The organism is Calidithermus chliarophilus DSM 9957, from assembly GCF_000430045.1.
GTDB lineage: Bacteria > Deinococcota > Deinococci > Deinococcales > Thermaceae > Calidithermus > Calidithermus chliarophilus.
In genome coordinates this window covers 1,975,854-1,995,599 of the sequence record NZ_KE387023.1, presented here as the reverse complement: position 1 = coordinate 1,995,599, position 19,746 = coordinate 1,975,854, and the positions used below count along the sequence as shown (strand labels likewise).

The following is a 19,746-nucleotide window of genomic DNA, read 5'->3' as shown; positions in this document are numbered from 1 at the left end:
GGCCCCTGGGCGCGGGCCAGGTTGGCCCGCGGGCCCGGCGCGGCCTGGGCGTCGGCCTGCATGCGGAAGGTGAAGTAGGCCTGCTCGCCCGCCTCGAGCCCCGCCAGGCGCAGGCGCAGGCGGTTGACCTGCACGGGCGGCGTGGGGCTCCAGGTGAGCCCGTCGGCGGAGTACTCGAGCACCCCCTTGGGGGCCTGGGCCGACCCCGCGACGTAACGCAGCCCGGCCAGGGCCGGGGCGTCGAGCGCGTCGCTGACGAGCACCTCGCCGCCGGTGGCCTGCGAGCCGCTGTTGCGCACGCGCACGGTGAAGCCCACCTCGCCGCCGGGCTCCACCTGCTCGAGCTCCGCCGACTTGTCGAGGTCGAGGGCTGCCCCGCTGCCCACCACCACGCGGGCGTAGTTCTCGGCGTCCCGGGCGCCCGAGGGGCAGGCGGCGACGGGGGTGAGGTCGAGCTGGCCGCTGGCGTCGCCGGGGAGGCGCACCTCGAGCACCAGCCGCGCCGAAGCCCCGGGCGCCAGGGTCACGCGGTCGATCGCCGGCTCTCCGGGGTCGCGCTGGGCGTTGGCGTTGACGTCGTGGTAGAGCGCGACCGCCGGGGTCCAGGAGGTGGGTCGCTGGGTCCAGGAAAGGCCGAACTCGAACGGGGCGTTCCCCACGTTCTGTAAGAGGTAGGCGAAGTAGGCGAAGCCCCCCGCCGGGGCCACCGCCCGCTGGCCGGGGGCGGTGGGGGTCCCGTTGGGCGTCAGGGACGGGGCGCACAGCGGCAGGATCTCGGTCTCCACCACGTTGGAGAGGTAGGCCTCGCTGCCCACCGTGGCCGAAGCCTGGTTGCGGATGACCGTCCCGGCCGGGCTTTGCGCCCAGGCCAGGCCGAACAGCAGCACAACGGTCAGAAGTCGCAGAGGCTTCGTCACAACCTTCCTAATCTTGCCCGAAAGGGGCCGTTACAACTGCCAAAGTTGACCATCGCGTAACGCCTGCGGGCTCTCCCCACGGGCATTGGGGGCGCTCGAGGCGCCCTCCGGCTTCCCCAGCACGGGCTTTTCCGGGCCCCTCCCCACCCCGCGGGCGCTCCCGGTAAGCCCGGTCCCCCGCCCAGGTGGGCGGGGGACGGTCGGACGGTCCGGGATTACTGAACCCGTACCTTGAACACGATGACGACCTGGGCAGCCGGGGGCAGGACGTCGGCGGCGCTGATGGTGTTGTCGCCGTTGGTGTCCACGCCCACGTAGATCACGCCGGCGGTGGGCAGGCTCGAGGGCGCCGTCGCGCTCCAGGAGGTGCCGTCGGTGGAGTAGAGCACCGTGCCGCTCACGCCGCTCACGCTGGCGCTCACCGAGATGAAGGTGGTGTAGGAGGGCAGCGGGTCGGAGATGCGCACGAAGCTCAGGTTGCCCGTGCCGATGTTGGTGGCGGTGACGGTGTAGACGATGCGGTCACCGGGGTAGGCCACCGCAGCCGCCCCGTCGCGCACGGTGGTCTCGGCATCGCCCACGTAGCTCACGCCGCTCTTCTCCAGGCGCAGGTCGCCTGCGATGACGGTGGTGGTGTCGGTGACGCTGTCGGAGGCGGTGTTGCTGCTGGGGTAGGTGGCGGTGGCGGTCAGGGTCGCCGCCTCGCTGCGGCCGACGGGCTCGCCGCCGGGCACGATGACCCGCACCTGAACCACTACCGGGGTGCCGCCAGCGGGCACAGTGAGCCCGGAGACGCTGCCGGCCCAGGTGGCCCCGCTGTCGGTGGAGAACTGGTAGGTCCAGCCGTAGGCCGAGGTGAAGGCCGGGATGGAGACGGTGGCGCTGGCGTTGCCGTTGTTGATGAGGTTGTGGGTGTAGACGATGGTGCCCGGGGTGGTCACCGTGCCGGCGCGGTCGGGGTCGAAGACCAGCGCGCGCACCTCGTTGACGGTGACGGTGGTGCTGATGGTGTCGCGCACGTCGTCGGCGTTGCCCGCCACCCCGTCGAGGCCGTCGGGGACGGTGGTGCTGGTGGCGGTGACGCTGACGGGGTTGGCCCCGGGGGCCGCCCCGGCGGGCACACTGAGCACGGCGATGAAGCACTTGGTGGTGGCCGGGTTGGTCAGGCCGCTGCTGGTCACGGGGGCGGGCAGCGGGCTGTCCATCAGGCCGTCGCAGTCGGCGTCGGGGTAGTAGGCGATGCCCCAGCCCGAGGGCAGCGAGGCGCTGAAGTTGTAGGTGTCGGCCACCTGGCCGGTGTTGCGCACGTCGAAGGGCAGGTTGAGGGTGCTGCCGGGGTTGGTGCTCTGGGGCGCGGGGTTGTCGTTGGCGGCGTTGCCGTCGCCCGCGTTGCCGTGGGTGGCGAGGTCGAGCGCATAGCCCGCCGCCACGGCCGTGACGGTGTCGGTGGTGGAGTCGGTCTTGCTGCTGTCGCTGACCGAGGTGGCGCTGACGGTGAGGTTGAGCGGCAGGGTGCCCACCGAGGAAGCCGGGACGGTGCACTCGAGGTTGAAGTCGAAGGTCGCGCCGGCCGCGAAGGGGCCCACCGGGCCGCTGATGGGGGTGCCGTCGGTCTGGGTCAGGGCGCAGACCCAGCCGCTGGGCGGGGCGCTACGGGCGAGGTTGAAGCTGTCGGCGGTGTTGGCGTTGTTCCGCAGGGTGTGCCGGAAGATCACCTTGGTGCCGGAGTACACCGAGGCCACGCTCTGGCTGTCGCCGCTGCGGGTGATGGTGTAGCCGCCGGAGGCGTAGGTGCCGCTGGCGCCACCCGCCGGGAAGCTCAGCGGGCCGACCGCCACGCCGTAGCTCGCGCCCACGGTGTTGGTGGTGGTGTTGGAGGTGAGGGTCTGGGCGCTGCCGTCGCTGTAGCGCACGGTGGCGGTGTTGCGGTAGATGGTGCCCTGGGCCGCGTTCGCGGGGACCGCGGCGCTGAAGCTGAAGGTGTAGGAAGCGTTCTGCGGGAAGAAGGCGCCGCTGCCCGAGACGTACATGCCCACCAGGACGTCCGGCGTGCTGTCGCTGTCGGCGTCGGCCCCGGTCAGGGGGAGGTTACCGGCCACCAGCGCCGACCAGGTCGCGCCCTCGTCGGTGGACTTCACGATCTGCACGGTGCCCGCGCCCGCGGTCCCCGTCGGCAGGCTGCTCACCGTGAGGCCTACAGGGATGGGGTCGGCGACGAGGATGCCCGTGCCCGCCAGGCCGCTCACGCTCACGCCGCTGGCCGCGCTGCCGCCGCGGTTCTGGCCGCTGACGGTGTAGACGATAGTCGCACCGGGGCTGACCACGCCGCTGGGGCTGGCCGACTTGGTGACGTCGAGGGCCGCCGCGGTCTTGGCCACGGCCTGGGCCCAGTTGTTGGTGTCGGTGCCGCCGCCGGTGGAGGTGCCCTGGAGGTTGACGAGGGCGGTGGTGCCGTCGGCCTGGCCCGCCGGGATGGTGCCCAGCACCAGCACGCAGGCCTGGGAGTCCGGGGCGCTGCGGGTGAGGGCCACGCTGGTGACGGTGGGCTCGCCGGGGTCGACGGTGCCGTCGCAGTTGTTGTCACGGACGATGCTTACCGAGGAAAGGTCGAAGTTGTCGCCGCTGCTGGCCTGGGCGGTAGCCAGGCTGATGGTGTCGTCGCCGTTGCCGGTGTTGACCACCGTGTAGGCGAAGATGACCTGGGCGCCCGGCAGGGCGTTGCGGCTCTGGCCGGGGGCCGCGGTGGTGCCGTCGGGGGTGATGGTGAAGGCGTAGACCTGTTGCACCACCGTCACCACCTGGTTGGAGGTGGTGGTACGGCTCTGGTTGGCCGAGTCCAGGTAGGTGGCCGAAGCCTGGTTCTGGATGCTCGTCCCGGCCGGGGTGCTCTGCGCGACCCCCAATCCCAAAGCGAACAAGATGCCGAAGACGCTGAGAAGTCGTTTCATGTTCCTCCCTTATCGGACCGTGACGCGGAGTTTGAGCAGGACCTTGGAATTGGCCGCGAGCTGGGGGATGACCCAGCGCACGTGGGTGTACTCCTCGGGCCGGACTTCCACCTCTTTTTCGATCTCTTTCCCGCCCTCGAGCTGCTTGACTTTGCGGCGGAGCGGAGCCTTGCCGTAGGTTCGGCCGCCGTCGTAGCTGAAGTCGGGGGTCAAGGTGACCTCCCCGAGCTTGAGCACGCTGGCGGTGGCGGGCAGGTAGGCCAGCGCCTTGGAACCGTCCGGGTTGAGCCCCCCGATCTTGACCAGATCGACCGTGACCACCACCCCGCGCAGGGGGTCGATGGTGGTGTTGCTGACCTCGTACTGGAACTCCAGCACGTCCCCGGGCCTCACGCCCAGGGCTTCCTCGAGGCGCTCCACCGTCTTGCCGTCCTGCTGGGTCTGCACGACCCGGTAGGTCTTGGCCTCGATGACCAGGGGGTCCTTGGCGAACGCCAAAGCTGCCACCAGCCCGAAAATCATCACCCACAGCCGCTTCATCTGTCTCCTCGCCGCGAGGCCAAATGCCTCTGCGCCCGTGAGTGTAGCAGCGGGCTGAAAAGGCGCTTGTGTTAAATAAACATCAAGCCACAAGGCTTGACAGGGTTCATCGGGGGTGCTCCAAGCGCCCGTGAGCGGATTTCACCCACTCAGGACACGCTCATGAGCTTTGCAGGCCGCACGAGACGGGGGCTCAACCGCACCCGGAAACGGCTTCTAGCGCTGGATCTGGATGGCGGGCTCGTAGCCCGGCTTCCACTTGATGCTGCACCCCAGCGCCGGAGCCTGGGCCAGCGGGGGCTCCTGCCCGGCGAGCAGGGCGCGAAGGGCGAGCTCGAGGGTGTGCTCCGTGACCGTTTCGGGGTTCTTGGGCGTGTCGTTGACCCGCCCGTGGTAGCGCAGCTTGCGCTGCCGGTCGAATAGAAAGACCTCCGGGGTGCGCTGGGCCTGGTACGCCCGGGCCACCTCCTGGCTCTCGTCGAGGAGGTAGGGGAAAGGAATGCCGTGCCGCTCAGCGAAAGCCCGCATGGCCTCGGGAGAATCCTCGGGGTAGCGGCCGTAGTCGTTGGGGTTGATCCCGACAAAAGCCACCTGGCCGGAGAACCCTCGAGCCAGCGCCACGAGCTCGGCGACGGACCCCTTGACGTAAGGACAGTGGTTGCACATGAACACCACCGCCAGCAAGGGCTCCCTGAAGCTCGAAAGCCTCACCGCCCTGCCGTCGAGGCCCGGCAACTCCGCATCAATCAGGTCGCTTCCCAAAGACAGCTCGGGGTAGTGCAGCATGGGGCAATTGTAGCGCGAGCGGCAGAGGGAGGTAGGGAGCGGTGAGCCTTCAGCCGTCAGCTATCAGCTTTCATCCGTCAGCGAAAGGCTAGTGGCTCGTGGTTGCCCCTCCCCTTCCCTCCCCGCCCGCGGGGAGGGGTATCCCCCCCAGCCCCCCTTGCTAAGGGGGGTGACAAGGCGTTTTGCGTCTTGCGTCTTGCGTTTGGCGTTTGGCATTTCGCGTTTCGCGTTTCGCGTCTTGCGTACGACGTAAGGACGTACGACGTACGACCCGCACCCCGCGCCCGGCTATCGGCTATCGGCTATCGGCGTTCAGCGTTCGCCCCACCCCACTCCCTCATGATCAGACCCGCACTGCCGGGGGAAATTGCTCGAGCCGCTGCGGCGACGGCACGTAGGCCGCCAGGACGACCCCTTCCCCGTTCAGCTCGAGGCTCCTCCCCGCGCCCACCATCAGCGTCTCGCCCCAGTCCAGGGAGCCTCCGGCCCACGCCAGGGAGCCGGATATGGGCGTGACCAGCAGGAAGCTCTCCTCGGGGGCCTGCAGCCGATGGGCGCCCTGCACGGCGTAGCGCTCGAGCACGAAGGCGGATGAGGCCAGCAGGACGTTGCCGCTGGGCTGCGGGCTGGGGATGGGGGTGGGCTCGAGGCGCGACACCGCCAGGCCCTTCTCGAGGTGCAGTTCACGGGGCCGCCCGTAGTCGTAGAGGCGGTAGGTCAGGTCGGAGCGCTGCTGCACCTCGTAGAGCAGCAGCCCGGGCCCCAGCGCGTGGACGGTCCCGGCGGGCACGAACACCACCTGCCCGGCCCGCACCCTCTCGCGGTGCAGCATGGGCCACAGGCTGCCGTCGAGCGCCGCCTGCCGCACCGTGGCGGCGTCGGCGGGGTGCTCGAGCCCGTACACGACCTCCCCTTCCCCCTCGAGCACGTACCAAGCCTCGGTCTTGCCGTGAAAACCGGTGCCGGCCTCGACGGCGTGGGCGTAGGCGTCGTCGGGGTGGACCTGCACCGAAAGCCACTCGGCGGTGTCGAGAAATTTGACCAGCAACGGCAATTCCAGCCCGTAGCGCTCGAAGGGCACGCTCCCGATGAATTCCCCGCCCAGCTCCTCGAGCGCGTCGGCCAGCCGCCTCCCGGCGAACGGCCCCCCCGACACCGGGTTCTCGTCGTAGGCCAGCCAGCGCTCCCCCACGGGCTGAGGGGCACCCGGCGCCAGCCTCTGGCCGCCCCACACGCGCTCGACGTCGCGGGAGGCGAGGGGCAGCACGGAAATACGGGCGATGGTCTCCATATGAAGGGCAGTCTATCGCGGCGGGGCGCTGGGAGGTCGAGGGGCGAACGCGGGACGCGGGTCGTACGTCGTACGTCCTACGCCGTACGCAAAATGCTTTGGCCCTCGACCCTCGACGCCGGCCCGGAGGGACGGGGTGGGGTCAACCCTCTTTCGCGAAGTGCTATACAATCCAAATAGACGCAAACGTGCGAATTCTGGCGATCTCCGATCAGATCCATCCGTTCATTCATCAGGCCCGGTTTCCGGACAACCTGCCCCCCTTCGATCTGGTGCTGGCCGCTGGGGATCTGCCGGGCAGCTACATGGAGTTCGTCGCCACCAAGGTCAGGGTGCCCGTGGTCTACGTGCACGGCAACCACAAGGAGGAGTACGTGCAGGACTACTTAGGCAACCTCTCGCCCCCGGGCGGGGCGATCGCGGCGCACGGGCGCGTCCTCGAGGTCGCGGGCTTGAAGATCGCGGGCTGGGGGGGCGTGCCCCGCTACAACAACCGCGGCGCGGGGCAGTACGGGGAGGGCGAGGCCAAGGCCCGCTTCTACTCCTGGCTGCCCCTCCTCGGGCCCCGTCGCCTGCGGAAGGGGCACGGGGTGGACGTCCTGCTCACGCACGCCCCGCCCCCCGGCCCCCACGCGGGGGCCGATTTCGCCCACCGGGGTTCGGAGGCGCTCGAGCTCTTCCACCGGCTCTACCGCCCCCGCCTGCACGTCCACGGCCACGTCCACCTCTACGAGGCCCAGCCCCGGCGCGAGTACGTCACGCCCGAAGGCGTGCGGGTGGTCAACGCCTTCGAGTACACCCTCATCGAGCTCGAGACCGAGGCCTCTACTCGACCTTGAGGCCCGCCAACCCCTCCTCGGGCTCGGGGTACTTCATGTCCAGGCCCTCGAGCGTGTCCACGATGACCTTGCTCACCGCCCAGTTGCGGTACCAGTTGCGGTTGGCGGGGATGACGTGCCACGGGGCGTAGCCGGTGCTGGTCTCGCCGATGGCGTCCTCGTAGGCGGCCTGGTAGTCGTCCCAGCGCGCGCGGTCCTCGAGGTCGCTGCGGCGGAACTTCCAGCGCTTCTGAGGGTCGTCGAGGCGCTCCTGCAGGCGCTGCTTCTGCTCGTCCTTGGAGATGTGGAGAAAGAACTTGAGGAGGGTGACGCCCTCGTCGGTGAGCATGCGCTCGAACTCGCGGATGTGGCGGTAGCGCCGCCGCCACACCTTCTTGGGCACCAGCCCTTTCACCCGCGCGACCACCACGTCCTCGTAGTGGCTGCGGTTGAAGATGACGATCTCCCCCCTGGCCGGGGCGTGGCGGTGGACGCGCCAGAGGTAGTCGCGGGCGAGTTCGTGCTCGGTGGGCTCGCCGAAGCTGACGACCCGGACCCCCGTGGGGTTGACCCCGTCGAAGACCACGCGAACGGTGCCGTCCTTACCGCCGGCGTCCATGGCCTGCAGCACGATCAGGAGCTTGTGCTTCTTCTCGGCGTAGAGCAATTCCTGCAGGCGCTCGAGCCGGGCGCGCAGTTGTCCGGTCTCCACCAGCGCCTCCTCCTTGCCGCCCTTGAACTCGCTGGTGTCGTCGGGGTCGAACCCGGAGAGCCTGAACTTGCCGCCCTTAGGGACGCGGTAGCTTTTCATTCGAGGGTCATTCTAAGCGAGCACCTGCGCGAAGCGGGTTCCCGGCCCCGTGCCGCGGGCTACGAACACCCGGACGGGCGGGCGTTTTACCCCCGCTCGAGCACCGGAACAGCGCCTCTAGAGAGGGCGTCAAGGCTCGCGCCGCCACTCCCCCGACTTGCCCCCCGACTTGTGCAGCAGGCGCAGGTCGGTGATCTCCAGCCCCTTGCTCGCCGCCTTGAGCATGTCGTAGACGGTGAGGGCCGCCACCGCGCAGGCGGTCATGGCCTCCATCTCCACCCCGGTCTCGGCCTTGGTCTTCACCGTCGCCGTGACGTGGATCAGGGCCTCTTCAGGGCGGAACTCGAGCCTCACGTCCGCCGAGGTGATGGGGAGCGGGTGGCACAGCGGGATCAGCTCGCCGGTCTTCTTCGCCGCCATGATCCCCGCGAGCTGCGCCACGCTCAGGGGGTCGCCCTTGCCCACCCCGCCCTCCTCGAGCGCCCGCACCGCCTCGGGGAGCAGCTTGACCGTGGCCTCCGCCGTCGCCGTGCGCAGGGTGGCGGCCTTCTCGCTCACGTCCACCATGCGGGGTTTGCCGTCTTCGAAGTGGGTCAGCTTGCTCATAGGAAGAGCTTAGCGCCGATGGGCAACGGTCGGTAGCCGAGGTCGTACGCCCTGCGTCGTACGCAATACGCCTAACGTCGAACGCCCAACGCCGAACGCGAGATGCGAGACGCCCTGGCCCCCGGCCCTAGACCCTCGACGCTGGCGGAGAGGGGTTCCTTTCACCACAGCCTTTCGCTTTCGGCTATCAGCTATCGGCTATTGACCATCGACCATCAGGCCCTACACGTCCTTCCGCTCGAAGATCAGCAGCGCCAGCCCCCCGAAGCCGAAGGTGTAGATCAACAGCAGCGAGAGGCCCAGCGTGATGTCGGTGCCGGAGCGGAGGTAGAGGTCGAGGTAGGTGGTGAGGAGGAAAGGGGTGATGGCCGGAAAGGCCACCAGCAGGCGCATGAGCAGGATGGTGGAGATGGCCGCCAGCGCGGCCGAGGTGGTGTTGAGGAAGATGGTGCAGTAGAGCAGGGCCAGCGCGGCCATGGGCCACAGCACCATCGCGGCGAGCACGTGGGCGCGGAACACCTCGCCGAAGGCGGCCAGCGGCGAGAGGATGCCCACCCCGCCGAAGCTGCCCGGCCCCAGCCCGGTCCCCCCGGCGAAGGAGCCCAGCCCGAAGGAGCGGGGGTCGAAGACGGAGGCGATCAGGCTGATCAGCAGCGAGCCCAGCAGGCTCACCGTGACCAGCATCAGGGGGTAGAAGAGCACCGTGAGCAGCTTGGCGAACAGCAGCCTCGAGCGCGGGCTCGGACGCAGCAGCACCGACTTGAGCGTGCCCAGCGAGACCTCACTCCCCAGCACCTCGGCCGCGGCCATGGCGGTGAGGAAGGGGAAGAGGAAGTCCATGCCGGTGATCAGCGCCAGCGCCGGGACCTGCCAGCCCGAGACGAGCTCGAGCTTGTACAACTGCCGCAGCCCCGGGGCGAAGGCCCACAGGATCGGCAGCAGCAAGGCCGCTGCCAGGCCGAGTTGCACCGAGCGCAGCCGCACGAGTTTGCCCAATTCCCACAGCAGAACCCTAAGCATTCCTCACCCTCTCGCGGTAGTACTCGTACAGGTCGAAGTAGTCGGGCTCGAGGAAGCGCACTTGATACCCTTCGCGCACCACCGCCGCCAGCGCGACGTTGGGCGAGCCTTCGAACACCACGTCCAGCGTGCGCAGCTCGACGTTCTCCACGCCGGGCACCGACTTCAAGAAGGAGGCCACCATCGAGGGGTTGTCCACCCGCAGGCGGTAGCGCTCGCCCTTGGCGTCGAGCTTGACCTCCTCCAGCAGCCGCCCCCCGCCCAGGATGCCCACCTTGTCGGCGTAGGCCGAGACCTCGCGCAGGTGGTGGGTCGAGAGGAACACGGCTGTTCCCTCCCAGGCCAGCTCGGCCAGGATCTCGTGGACGCGGGTGATGCCCTGGGGGTCGAGGCCGCTGGTGGGCTCGTCGAGGATGAGCACCCTGGGCTTGTGCAGGATGGCCGCGGCCAGGCCCAGGCGCTGGCGCTGCCCCAGCGAGTAGGTGCCCACGCGCTGGTCGGCCACGGCGAGCAGCTCGAGGCGGGTGAGCACCTCGCGGATGCGCACCTCGGGGTCGTTGAGGTCGCTGAGGTAGGCCTGCATCTCGAGGTTCTGCCGCCCGGTGAGGTGGGGGTAAAAAGCCGCCGGGGCCTCCACCACCGCGCCCAGGGCCTTGCGGGCCGACCAGCCCCCCTCGTAGAGGTCCTGGCCCAGCATGCGTACCGTGCCGGCGGTGGGGAAGGCCAGCCCGGTGAGGATGCGGATGAGGGTGGTCTTGCCGCTGCCGTTGGGGCCGGCCAGCGCGTAGACCTCGCCCGGGGCCACCCCGAAGCTCACCCCCTCGAGCACCGGCTTGCGCCCATACCGCTTGCCCAGGCCGATGGCCTCGAGGCTTAAGCTTTCGGTTTGCACAGGAGCTGTAGCCACGCCCCACAGTATATGGCGCGGGCTCACATTCTCATCCTTTACCCAGCGTTGAGGTAACGCCCCACGCAAAAACCGCCGCTCGGCGGGCCCCAGGCCCGTCCTGGAGGACGCTTATCCCGCCCAAGGACCCTCGCCCTTGCCAGAAACCCCTTTTGCCCCTACACTCGAGTTCGCGTCCTCGGTCCGACGCGGCGCTCTAGCGTGAACCTGGTCAGGTCCGGAAGGAAGCAGCCATAAGCGCCCCAGAGCGGGTGCCGTCGGGAAGCCGGGGACGCTTTTTTGTCGATTCCGGACGCTAAGCGCGGGTCGTACGTCCTACGTCGTACGCGAGACGCAAAACGCCGAACGCAAAACGCCCCTTCTTCACCCCCCTTAGCAAGGGGGGCCGGGGGGGGTAAACCACACGCCATGAGCTTTTCGCTGACGGCTGACCGCTGACGGCTTACCGCTCCTCGCCGGGGGCTTCTAACCTTTCCCACAGCGGCGCAGCAGGTCCTGCACCTCCTCGTCGGAGGTCTGGGGGAAGTGCTCGTACCACAGGCCCACCGCCTGGAAGGGATCGGGCTGGCGCAGTGCCACCACCTCGTCGGCGACCTCGAGCAAGGCCTCGCAGGTGTCGGGGGGGGCTACCGGCACGGCCACCACGACCCGCGCGGGGTGCATCGCCCGCACCGCCAGGGCCGCCGCCCGCATCGTGGCCCCGGTGGCTAGGCCGTCGTCGACCAGGATCACGGTCTTGCCGCTCAGGTCGGGGAAGGGGCGCTGGCCGCGGTAGGCCTGCTGGCGGCGCTCGAGCTCGGCCCGCTCCCGGCGCTCGATGGGCTCGAGTTCCTCCGGCCCGACCCCCAGGTGCCGGGCCAGTTCCCGGTTCAGCACCCGCACCCCGCCGGGCCCGATGGCCCCCACGGCCAGCTCCTCGTGCCGGGGAGCCCCCAGCTTGCGCACGACCAGCACGTCCAGCGGCACGCCCAGGGCGCGCGCCACCTCGTAGGCCACCGGCACCCCGCCCCGCGGGAGCCCGAGCACCCACACGTCGGGGCGGCGGGCGTACCGGCTCAGCGCCCCGGCCAGCTCCTGCCCGGCCTCGTGACGGTCCGCGAAGCGCTCCGGCCGCATGCTCAGGCCTGGGGGGGCTTGAGGCTGCCGTTCCTCGAGTCCACCCACAAGAACATCAGCCCGCAGGCTAGCCAGAACAGCGCCGTCAGCCAGTGGTGCTCCTTCAAAGCCTCGAGCAGCGCTACCGCGAAGAAAAACAGGAAGATGGTGAAGTTGGGCCCGATGCGAACCCCGCGCACGCCTTTCATACCCTCCTCCTCTGGCTTTCAGGCTAGCGGAGCGGGGGAAGGGCTTCAAGATTCTTTTGTCCTACAGGCCCCGAGCAGCCACTGGCGGCCGATGCCCGGCCCCACGGCACGGAGCCTGCGCCCGCGGGTAGCGCCCGGGAGCGACGCAGGCGAAGAGTGCGATAGGATTCACCCATGAACGGCAAGGTCGCACTCGTCACCGGGGCTTCGGAGGGCATCGGCAAGGAGATCGCGCGGCAGCTCGTGGCGCAGGGGGTGCGCGTGGGGATGCTGGCCCGCAGCCGGGATAGGCTCGAGGCCGCCGCGGCCGAGTTCGGCGAGGGGGCGCTGGCCCTGCCGGGCGACGTCACCCGGCTGGCCGACCTCGAGCAGGCCGTGGCCCGGCTCGAGGAGCGCTTCGGCGGGCTGGACTACCTCGTCAACAACGCGGGCGTGGGCGTCTTCAAGCCGGTGCACGAGCTGAGCCCCGAGGAGTGGCAGAGGGTGCTCGAGACCAACCTCACCGGGCCCTTCCTGGCGACCCGGGCCGCCGTACCGGCCATGCAGCGGCGGGGCGGCGGCCACATCGTCAACATCGGCTCGCTGGCGGGCAAGAACGCCTTCGCGGGCGGCAGCGCCTACAACGCGAGCAAGTTCGGCCTGATCGGCTTCTCCGAGGCGGCCATGCAGGACCTGCGCTACCTGGGCATCCGCGTGAGCACGGTGCTGCCGGGCTCGGTCAACACCGCCTTCGGCGGCAACCGCGCCGAGGCCGAGTGGAAGATCCAGCCCGAGGACGTGGCCGAGGCCGTACTGTACGTGCTGCAGAGCAACCCCCGGGTGATGCCGGGGCAGCTCGAGCTGCGCCCGGCCCGTCCGCCACGCAAGTAATACCCGATTCGGTCAGTCCGGCCGAAGGGAGACGCTTTCTTCGCCGGCCGTCAGGGAGGGGTGTGCTCTGGGATTCAAAAAGATAGCCCCTGGGGGTTTTTGGCTTGGACGATCATTCTTTTGAATCCGGTATGAGGCGCCCCGCGTTGTCTGGCGTCAGGCCAAAGTCGGCGCCATGCCGCGGGTACTTTGTCCCTCTTTACGTCTCATGGTGGGGCGTGTAAGATTTGCGTGACGCGCTAAGGAAATTTTGGAAACGCCGTGGAAGCGTTCCCATGCTCCGCGTCTGTACTGAGGAGGAAGTATGAGGAAAGGCTGGCTTGTCGCGCTGGGCGTCGTCATGGGCCTGGCAATGGCTCAGGGGAAGCTGACGGTATGGACGCACTACGGCGGCCCCGAGCTCGAGTGGTTGAAGAAGACGGCTGCTACCTTCGAGAAGGGCAGCGGCACCAAGGTCGAAGTGGTCGAGGTGCCGTTCGGGGACATCCAGAACAAGTTCATCCTCGGCGCCCCGCAGGGCCAGGCCGCCGACCTGATCGTGAGCATCCCGCACGACTGGGTGGGCGCGATGGCCGCGGCGGGCGTGCTCGAGCCCATGGGCAAGTACACCACCGCCAGCTACGTGCAGGGCCTCAACGACGTCGCCGTCGACGCCCTGACCTACCGCAACCAGCTCTTCGCGTTGCCCATGTTCGCCGAGTCGGTGGCGCTGATCTACAACAAGAAGTACGTCAAGACCCCGCCCCGCACCTGGGATGAGTTCCTCAAGATCGCCCAGGAGAACACCAAGGGCAACACCTTCGGCTTCCTCTACAACATCGGCGACCCCTACTTCAACTACGGCTTCTTCACCGCCTTCGGCGGCTCGGTCTTCGCCCGCAGCGGCGGCAGCCTCAACGCCGCCGACCTGCGCCTGGGCGGCGAGGCCGGCCAGAAGGCCATCGGCTTCATCAAGGACCTGCGCTACAAGTACAAGCTCGTCCCCGAGGGCGTGGACTACGGCGTGGCTGACGGCGCCTTCAAGGACGGCTCGCTGGCGATGATCATCAACGGCCCCTGGGCCATCGGCGACTACAAGAAGGCCAAGATCGACTTCGGCGTCGCCTCCTTCCCCGCCCCTCCCGGCGGCTCGGCCTGGAAGCCCTTCGTGGGCGTGCAGGGCGTGGCGATGAACGCCTACTCCCGCAACAAGACCGCCGCCGCCAACTTCGCCAAGCTGCTCATCACCGAGAACAGCCAGATCTCTTTCAACCAGGCCGGCGGCCGCATCCCGGTGTCCAAGGCCGCGGTGGCGAAGCTCAAGAACGACCCCGTGGTGGCCGGGTTCTCCCCCGTGATCGCCAGCGGCTCGCCCATGCCCAACATCCCCGAGATGGGCAAGGTGTGGGGCCCCTGGGGCAACGCCATCAGCCAGGCCATCCAGAAGCCCGACACCAACGTCAACAAGATCGTCGAGGACATGGTGGCCGAGATCCGCAAGGGGATCGGCAGCCGGTAAGCCCCTGAAGGTTGAAGCCGCCGTGCTCAGGCTTCGCTTCAACCGCCCCGATCGGTAGTGCTGAACAAGCCCCGCCTCTTGCTGCCGAAGCAGAAGGCGGGGCTTCCTTATCAGACCCAGCAAAACGGGAGCATCCTATCGGCTCGAGCGGTCGTGCGCTCGAGCGAACCGCGGTACAGGTTTTCCGTCTTCCCCCTCGGCGCGCCTCGGGGGCCCTATGGCAAAGGCTTTGGGTAAAGGGTAGGCTCGAGGCGCATAACGGCAAGGCGTAGCAGTTACAGGAGGCAGCTATGTATCAATCCCCTCCGGGCGTGCGCGGCTTTCTCATGTCCATCGGGCTGCTGGGTGGAGCGATGGTGCTCTCCTTCGTGGTCGGCCTGCTGGTGTTCTGGGGCCTGCAAGCCGCCTTTCCCCGGCCCATCGACAACCCCTACCCCGGCTATCTGGTGCTGATCTTCGCGGTGATCCCGCTCATCCCGCTGCTCATCCTCGTCGCGCGGCGCTTCCCCTTCATCACCGACTGGTACTACCTGCTGCCGGCCATCACCTTCCTGCTGGCGTTCACCTTCTACCCCATCATCCTCACGGTCTACTTCGGCTTCACCAACTACAACGGCATCCGCAACAACGGCAAGGCCGACCGCTCGACCGAGACGCAGATCGTGCGGGTGGAAGGGACCCGGCTGGTGCTGGCCCAGCCCGCCGCCGACGCGCTGCGCTGCGACGAGCCCGACTGCGCGGGGGTGCAGCTCGAGGTCACCAGCGACACCCAGCGCGCCCGGGTCACGGTGGCGCAGGCCGAGGGCAGCGCCGTCGAGCTGACCCGCGCCCCTGCCTTCACGCCCACGCTGGCCTACCGGGTCAACGCCTACTCCTTCATCGGCTTCGAGAACTTCGTGCGGATCTTCAGCCAGGCGGGCACCGTCTTGTGGCCGGTGTTCGTGTGGAACCTGGTCTTCGCCTCGTCCACGGTCTTCGTCAGCGCACTGCTGGGCCTGATCATCGGCCTGATGCTCAACAACAAGAACCTCAAGCTGCGCGGCTTCTACCGCACGGCGCTGATCATCTCCTGGGCCATGCCGGTGGTCATCAGCGTGCAGGTTTTCTCGGCCATGCTCAACGTGCAGTTCGGGCCGGTCAACCGCTTTCTGGGGCTGCTGGGCTCCTACCCTATCCCCTGGCTCACCGACCCCGAGTGGTTCAAGATGTCGGCGCTTCTGATCAGCCTGTGGCTGGGCTTCCCCTACTGGATGACCGCCACGCTGGGCGCGCTTTCGACCATCTCCGAGGACGTGTACGAGGCGGCCAAGATCGACGGGGCCACGGGCTGGCAGACCCTCACCGGCATCACGCTGCCCCTGCTGCGCCAGCCCTTCATCCCGCTGCTGCTGGGCTCCTTCGCCTTCAACTTCAACAACTTCGGCCTGATCTACCTCATGGGGACCCAGCCCGGCGTCGAGGGGCGGCCCTCGACCGCGCAGGCGGGGGACATCCTGATCACCTGGGCCTACAAGACGGCCTTCCAGGCCGACGGCGGGCAGGCCTACGGGCTGGGCGGGGCCATCTCGGTGATCATCTTCCTGATCACCGTCGCCATCAGCCTGGTTAACTTCCGGGTCACCGGGGCCTTGCGGGAGGTGCGCTGATGATCGGCAGGGTGCTGACCTGGTTGGTGACGGCGGGCATCGCCGCATGGGTGGTGTTCGGCTACATCGGGGGCATGAACCTGCCTGGGGTGCCGGGCGGGTTGGGGCTGCTCGAGCGCATCCAGCCCAACACCCCCTTCGGCTTCGTGCGGGTGGAGAACGGCTGGGTCTACGTGGTGGGGGGGTTGCTGGCGGTGGTGGCCCTGATCCTGCTGTACAGCCTGGCGATCACGGCCGTCTCCAACCAGCGCTCCGGGCGCAAGCGCAGCCCCTGGCCGCTCTTCGGGCAGGGCGTAGTCCACATGTTCATGTGGATGATGCTCTTCTTCGCCTACTACCCCATCCTGCAGATCGTGGCGGCCTCCTTCGACCCCACCAACAGCCTCTACCGCTTCAGCGCGCCGCAGAGCGACAACCTGCTGATCCGGGCCCGCGTCATCCCCGACTTCGCCCAGGCCAACTTCGACAACTACCTCAAGCTCTTCGACGGGGTGGTGATCTACGCCTACCAGTGGGTGCTGCTGCTGGTGTCCGGGGTGGCCCTGCTGGGCGCGCTGGGGATCGCCGGGTACCGCCGGCTGAAGGGGGACACCAAGGAGAGCGGGCCCCTGGCCACGCTGCAAAGCCGCGCCCTCATCACCTTCGCGGTGGCCTTCTTCCTCCTCATCGTCTTCCTCTCACCCGAGCAGTTCACGAGCCCCAACACCGAGGCCAAGTTCCTGCTGTGGATCCGCAACACCCTCTTCGTCTCGGGGCTCACCGGAGTGCTGGCGGTGCTGCTGACCGCCACCGCCGGCTACGCCTTCGCCCGCTTCAACTTCCCCGGGCGCTACCCCATGCTCTTGGTGTTCATCTTCGTGCAGATGTTCCCCGGTTTCCTGGGCCTCATCGCCATCTACACCCTGATGTCGAACCTGGGCCTTCTGGACCCGCGCTACCCCATCCTCAACTTCGCGGGGCTGGTGCTGGCCTACTCCGGCGGCATCGTGAGCTTCGGGACCTGGGTGTACAAGGGCTTCCTCGAGTCCATCTCCAAGAGCCTCGAAGAAGCCGCCCTCATCGACGGGGCCACCAAGTGGCAGGCCTTCACCAAGGTGCTCCTGCCCCTGTCGGCCCCCATGTTCGTGTTCATCTTCCTGCTGCAGTTCGTGGGCACCTACTCCGAGTTCATCCTCGCCAACCTGCTGCTCACCGGCTCGGACAGCTGGACCGTGGGCATGGGCCTGCGCAACTTCACGACGGGCCAGTTCCAGACCAAGTGGGGCCTCTTCGCCGCCGCCGCGGTGCTGGGCAGCATCCCCATCCTGCTCACCTTCTACGGCTTCCAGCGGTACTTCGTGTCGGGGTACACGGCAGGCTCGGTGAAGGAGTAGGTCGATATAGGTCGATAGTCGATAGTCGATAGCTGATGGCTGATGGCTGACGGCTGACGGCTCCCAGCCGTCGGCGATACGCGATAAAACGCGAGGTGCAAATGCATTATCACGACTGGGAACCTTTTTGCGTCGATCCCCTCACCCCGGAGCTGGGGGAGGAAGTCACCCTGCGCCTGCGCACTACGGCCAAGGAAGGGTATCTGATCCTCGAGCACTACGGCGAGATCGAGCGCAGGCCGCTGAAGGCGGTGAAGGGGGGGCTCGAGATCACCCTGCCGGTGTACAACTCGCCGCTGCGCTACTGCTTCTACCTCACGCGCGAGAAGCGCTACGTCACCAGCGGCGGCTTGCACGGGGCGATGCCGCGCTACGACCGCTTCTTCCACCTGCTGGCCCAGCCCAGCGTGCCGGAGTGGGCGGTGGGGGCGGTGTTCTACCAGATCTTCCCCGACCGCTTCAAAAACGGCGACCCCGCCAACGACGCCAAGGCCGCCGACTGGGTCTACGAGGGGCGGCCGGTGGTCAAGAAGGGCTGGGATGAGCCGGTGGAGCCGAAGTTCGGGGCGCACCAGCACTACGGGGGCGACCTCGAGGGCATCCGCCAGGAGCTTGACTACCTGCAGGACCTGGGCGTGGAGGCGCTCTACCTCACCCCCATCCTCCCCTCCCCCTCCTCCCACCGCTACGACGCGCTCGACTACCACAACGTCGACCCCCGGCTGGGCGGCAACGAGGCCTTCGACCGCCTGGTGGAGGAGCTGCACGCGCGGGGCATGAAGATCATCCTCGACGGGGTGTTCAACCACATCGGCAGCGGCCACCCCGACTTCCAGAAGGCCCTCAAGGACCCCACCAGCCCCGAGGCCGGGCAGTTCACCTTCCACGCCGACGGCACGTATGCCGCCTTTTTCGGGGTCAAGACCCTGCCCAAGCTCGACTACGCCAACCCCCTCACCGTCGAGCGCTGGATCGACGGCTACCACGCCCCGGTGCGGCACTGGATCCGCAAGGGCGCCGACGGCTGGCGGCTGGACGTGGCCCACCAGATCGGCGAGGGCGGCACCGACCGGGGCAACGCCGAGCTGCTGCGCCTGATCCACCGCAACTCCCGCGAGGAGAACCCCGAGGCCTTTGTCTTCGGCGAGCTGTTCTTCGACACCACCGAGAAGCTGCGCCAGCACACCCTCGACGGCTCCATGCACTACGCCGGCTTCGCCAACCCGGTGATGGAGTGGCTGTCGGGGATGAACGTGTACGGCTGGCCCGTACACGTGAGCACGCTCGAGGTCTGGCAGACGCTGTGGGACCACTACGCCGCGCTGCCGCTGCAGACCCGCCAGGCCATGTACACCCTGCTCTCCTCGCACGACATCCCCCGTGCGCTGTGGCGGCTGCGCAACGACGTGAAGAAGTTCAAACTGGCGCTGGGCCTGCTCCTGACCTTCCCCGGCGCCCCCGGCATCTACTACGGCGACGAGATCGGGCTGGGCCAGGCCAACGACTGCGACGACTTCAACGGCGACCCCATGTGCCGGGGCACCTTCCCCTGGGACAAGCGCAAGTGGAACGAGGAGGTGCGCGGCTGGGTCAAGCAGCTCATCCGGCTGCGCAAGAGCGTGCCGGCCCTGCGGCGCGGCGGGCTGCTGCCGCTGGAGGTGAGCGAGAACCTCCTCTCCTTCCGGCGCGTCTACGCCGGCGAGGAGGTGTGGGTGTACGCGGCGCTCGAGCCGGTCGTGCTCGAGCTGCCCCCATCCACCGACCTGCTCACGGGCAAGGCGGTGTCCGGGGGGGTGGAGCTCGAGGGGCTGGGCGTTTTCAAGGTAAAGCGCTAGAAAATTGAGGCATGCGGGAGGGCGTATGAGCGAGCAGAGCTGCCGGGTGATCCGGGCCGCCGAGGAGTACCGGGGCAAGCAGGGGCTCAGCTACGGCGGGGCCGTTTCGGCGCAGAGCGTGGGCGCGCGGCGCCTGTGCATGCACCGGGTGAGCATCCCGCCGGGGGCCAGGGCCAACGCCCACCTGCACGAGGACCACGAGACGGCCATCTTCGTGCTGAGCGGCGAGGCGGGGATGTGGTACGGGGAGCGGCTCGAGCACCACCTCAGCGCCCGGGCCGGGGACTTCGTCTACATCCCCGCCGGGGTGCCCCACCTGCCCTACAACCCCAGCCTCACCGAGCCCGTAGAGGCCGTGCTGGCCCGCACCGACCCCAACGAGCAGGAGAGCGTGGTGCTGCGCCCCGACCTCGACGGGCTGCGCTGACCCGGAGGTCCGGGATGCCGCCAGAAGCCGCTATCTCCCCGGTCCAGGCCTGCCTCAACGGCGCCCGCGCCCCCGGCGCCCACCCCCGCCTGCCCCTCACGCCCGAGGAACTGGCCTCCCAGGCCCGGGCCGCCGTGCAGGCCGGGGCC

The 19,746-nt window shown here is 68.6% G+C and carries 17 protein-coding genes, 1 other RNA gene and 1 pseudogene; 8 read left to right on the top strand and 11 right to left on the bottom strand.

All coding sequences use genetic code 11. From position 1 onward, the window contains the following. The 5 genes and pseudogenes from MEICH_RS29275 to MEICH_RS0109795 form a co-directional block, all read right to left on the bottom strand. Window positions 1-917: pseudogene (locus tag MEICH_RS29275) on the bottom strand (DUF11 domain-containing protein); the annotation flags it as partial. Between the two features lie 215 nt (window positions 918-1,132). Beyond that, window positions 1,133-3,865 (bottom strand): DUF11 domain-containing protein, encoded by a 2,733-nt coding sequence (locus tag MEICH_RS0109810; protein WP_027892473.1) that lies wholly within the window; start codon window positions 3,863-3,865, stop codon window positions 1,133-1,135. A gap of 9 nt (window positions 3,866-3,874) precedes the next feature. Continuing rightward, the gene (locus tag MEICH_RS0109805) at window positions 3,875-4,405 is read right to left on the bottom strand and encodes a hypothetical protein (RefSeq protein WP_051304084.1); all 531 of its coding nucleotides are present in this window, start codon (window positions 4,403-4,405) and stop codon (window positions 3,875-3,877) included. 216 nt (window positions 4,406-4,621) lie between these two features. After that, the gene (locus MEICH_RS0109800; RefSeq protein WP_027892471.1) at window positions 4,622-5,191 is read right to left on the bottom strand and encodes a thioredoxin family protein; all 570 of its coding nucleotides are present in this window, start codon (window positions 5,189-5,191) and stop codon (window positions 4,622-4,624) included. 343 nt (window positions 5,192-5,534) lie between these two features. Beyond that, window positions 5,535-6,482: a type I phosphomannose isomerase catalytic subunit gene (locus MEICH_RS0109795; RefSeq protein WP_027892470.1), complete on the bottom strand. Its 948-nt coding sequence runs from the start codon at window positions 6,480-6,482 to the stop codon at window positions 5,535-5,537. Window positions 6,483-6,670: 188 nt separating this feature from the next. On the opposite strand from MEICH_RS0109795, the gene MEICH_RS0109790 reads away from it, so the two are divergent. Continuing rightward, window positions 6,671-7,321, top strand: coding sequence for a metallophosphoesterase (locus tag MEICH_RS0109790; RefSeq protein ID WP_027892469.1), 651 nt, complete (start codon window positions 6,671-6,673; stop codon window positions 7,319-7,321). On the opposite strand, the gene MEICH_RS24450 is transcribed toward MEICH_RS0109790, so the two are convergent. The 4 genes from MEICH_RS24450 to MEICH_RS0109770 all read right to left on the bottom strand — a co-directional run bounded on the left by MEICH_RS24450 (window position 7,308) and on the right by MEICH_RS0109770 (window position 10,644). After that, window positions 7,308-8,111: an AMP/ADP-polyphosphate phosphotransferase gene (locus MEICH_RS24450; protein ID WP_036218481.1), complete on the bottom strand. Its 804-nt coding sequence runs from the start codon at window positions 8,109-8,111 to the stop codon at window positions 7,308-7,310. The two genes, MEICH_RS0109790 and MEICH_RS24450, sit on opposite strands and share 14 nt — an antisense overlap. Window positions 8,112-8,240: 129 nt before the next feature. Beyond that, the gene (gene moaC / locus MEICH_RS0109780; protein ID WP_027892468.1) at window positions 8,241-8,717 is read right to left on the bottom strand and encodes a cyclic pyranopterin monophosphate synthase MoaC; all 477 of its coding nucleotides are present in this window, start codon (window positions 8,715-8,717) and stop codon (window positions 8,241-8,243) included. Window positions 8,718-8,939: 222 nt separating this feature from the next. Beyond that, window positions 8,940-9,737, bottom strand: coding sequence for an ABC transporter permease (locus MEICH_RS0109775; protein WP_027892467.1), 798 nt, complete (start codon window positions 9,735-9,737; stop codon window positions 8,940-8,942). Further along, entirely contained in the window at window positions 9,730-10,644 is a 915-nt protein-coding gene (locus tag MEICH_RS0109770) for an ABC transporter ATP-binding protein (RefSeq protein ID WP_027892466.1), read from the bottom strand. Before MEICH_RS0109770 ends, MEICH_RS0109775 begins: the two co-directional genes overlap by 8 nt. 175 nt (window positions 10,645-10,819) lie before the next feature. On the opposite strand from MEICH_RS0109770, the gene ffs reads away from it, so the two are divergent. Next, window positions 10,820-10,919: signal recognition particle sRNA small type (gene ffs / locus MEICH_RS27965), an RNA gene on the top strand. Between the two features lie 190 nt (window positions 10,920-11,109). Here the strand turns inward: ffs and MEICH_RS0109765 are convergent. Together MEICH_RS0109765 and MEICH_RS0109760 are read right to left on the bottom strand one after the other, a co-directional pair. Further along, window positions 11,110-11,760 (bottom strand): phosphoribosyltransferase, encoded by a 651-nt coding sequence (locus tag MEICH_RS0109765; protein WP_027892465.1) that lies wholly within the window; start codon window positions 11,758-11,760, stop codon window positions 11,110-11,112. A 2-nt stretch (window positions 11,761-11,762) separates the two neighbouring features. Next, complete coding sequence (locus MEICH_RS0109760) at window positions 11,763-11,948, bottom strand: hypothetical protein (RefSeq protein WP_027892464.1); 186 nt, start codon at window positions 11,946-11,948, stop codon at window positions 11,763-11,765. Between the two features lie 174 nt (window positions 11,949-12,122). Between MEICH_RS0109760 and MEICH_RS0109755 the strand changes: the two genes are divergently transcribed. The 6 genes from MEICH_RS0109755 to MEICH_RS0109730 all read left to right on the top strand — a co-directional run bounded on the left by MEICH_RS0109755 (window position 12,123) and on the right by MEICH_RS0109730 (window position 19,597). Beyond that, entirely contained in the window at window positions 12,123-12,818 is a 696-nt protein-coding gene (locus MEICH_RS0109755) for an SDR family oxidoreductase (RefSeq protein WP_027892463.1), read from the top strand. Window positions 12,819-13,122: 304 nt separating this feature from the next. After that, entirely contained in the window at window positions 13,123-14,316 is a 1,194-nt protein-coding gene (locus tag MEICH_RS0109750; RefSeq protein WP_027892462.1) for a sugar ABC transporter substrate-binding protein, read from the top strand. A 290-nt stretch (window positions 14,317-14,606) separates the two neighbouring features. Then, window positions 14,607-15,962: an ABC transporter permease subunit gene (locus MEICH_RS0109745; RefSeq protein WP_027892461.1), complete on the top strand. Its 1,356-nt coding sequence runs from the start codon at window positions 14,607-14,609 to the stop codon at window positions 15,960-15,962. Beyond that, window positions 15,962-17,335 (top strand): sugar ABC transporter permease, encoded by a 1,374-nt coding sequence (locus MEICH_RS0109740; protein ID WP_036218479.1) that lies wholly within the window; start codon window positions 15,962-15,964, stop codon window positions 17,333-17,335. The genes MEICH_RS0109745 and MEICH_RS0109740 overlap by 1 nt, the downstream gene beginning before the upstream one ends. Window positions 17,336-17,436: 101 nt before the next feature. Beyond that, the gene (locus MEICH_RS0109735) at window positions 17,437-19,170 is read left to right on the top strand and encodes a glycoside hydrolase family 13 protein (RefSeq protein ID WP_027892459.1); all 1,734 of its coding nucleotides are present in this window, start codon (window positions 17,437-17,439) and stop codon (window positions 19,168-19,170) included. A gap of 25 nt (window positions 19,171-19,195) precedes the next feature. Next, complete coding sequence (locus tag MEICH_RS0109730; protein ID WP_027892458.1) at window positions 19,196-19,597, top strand: cupin domain-containing protein; 402 nt, start codon at window positions 19,196-19,198, stop codon at window positions 19,595-19,597. The last annotated feature ends 149 nt before the right edge of the window (window positions 19,598-19,746 follow it).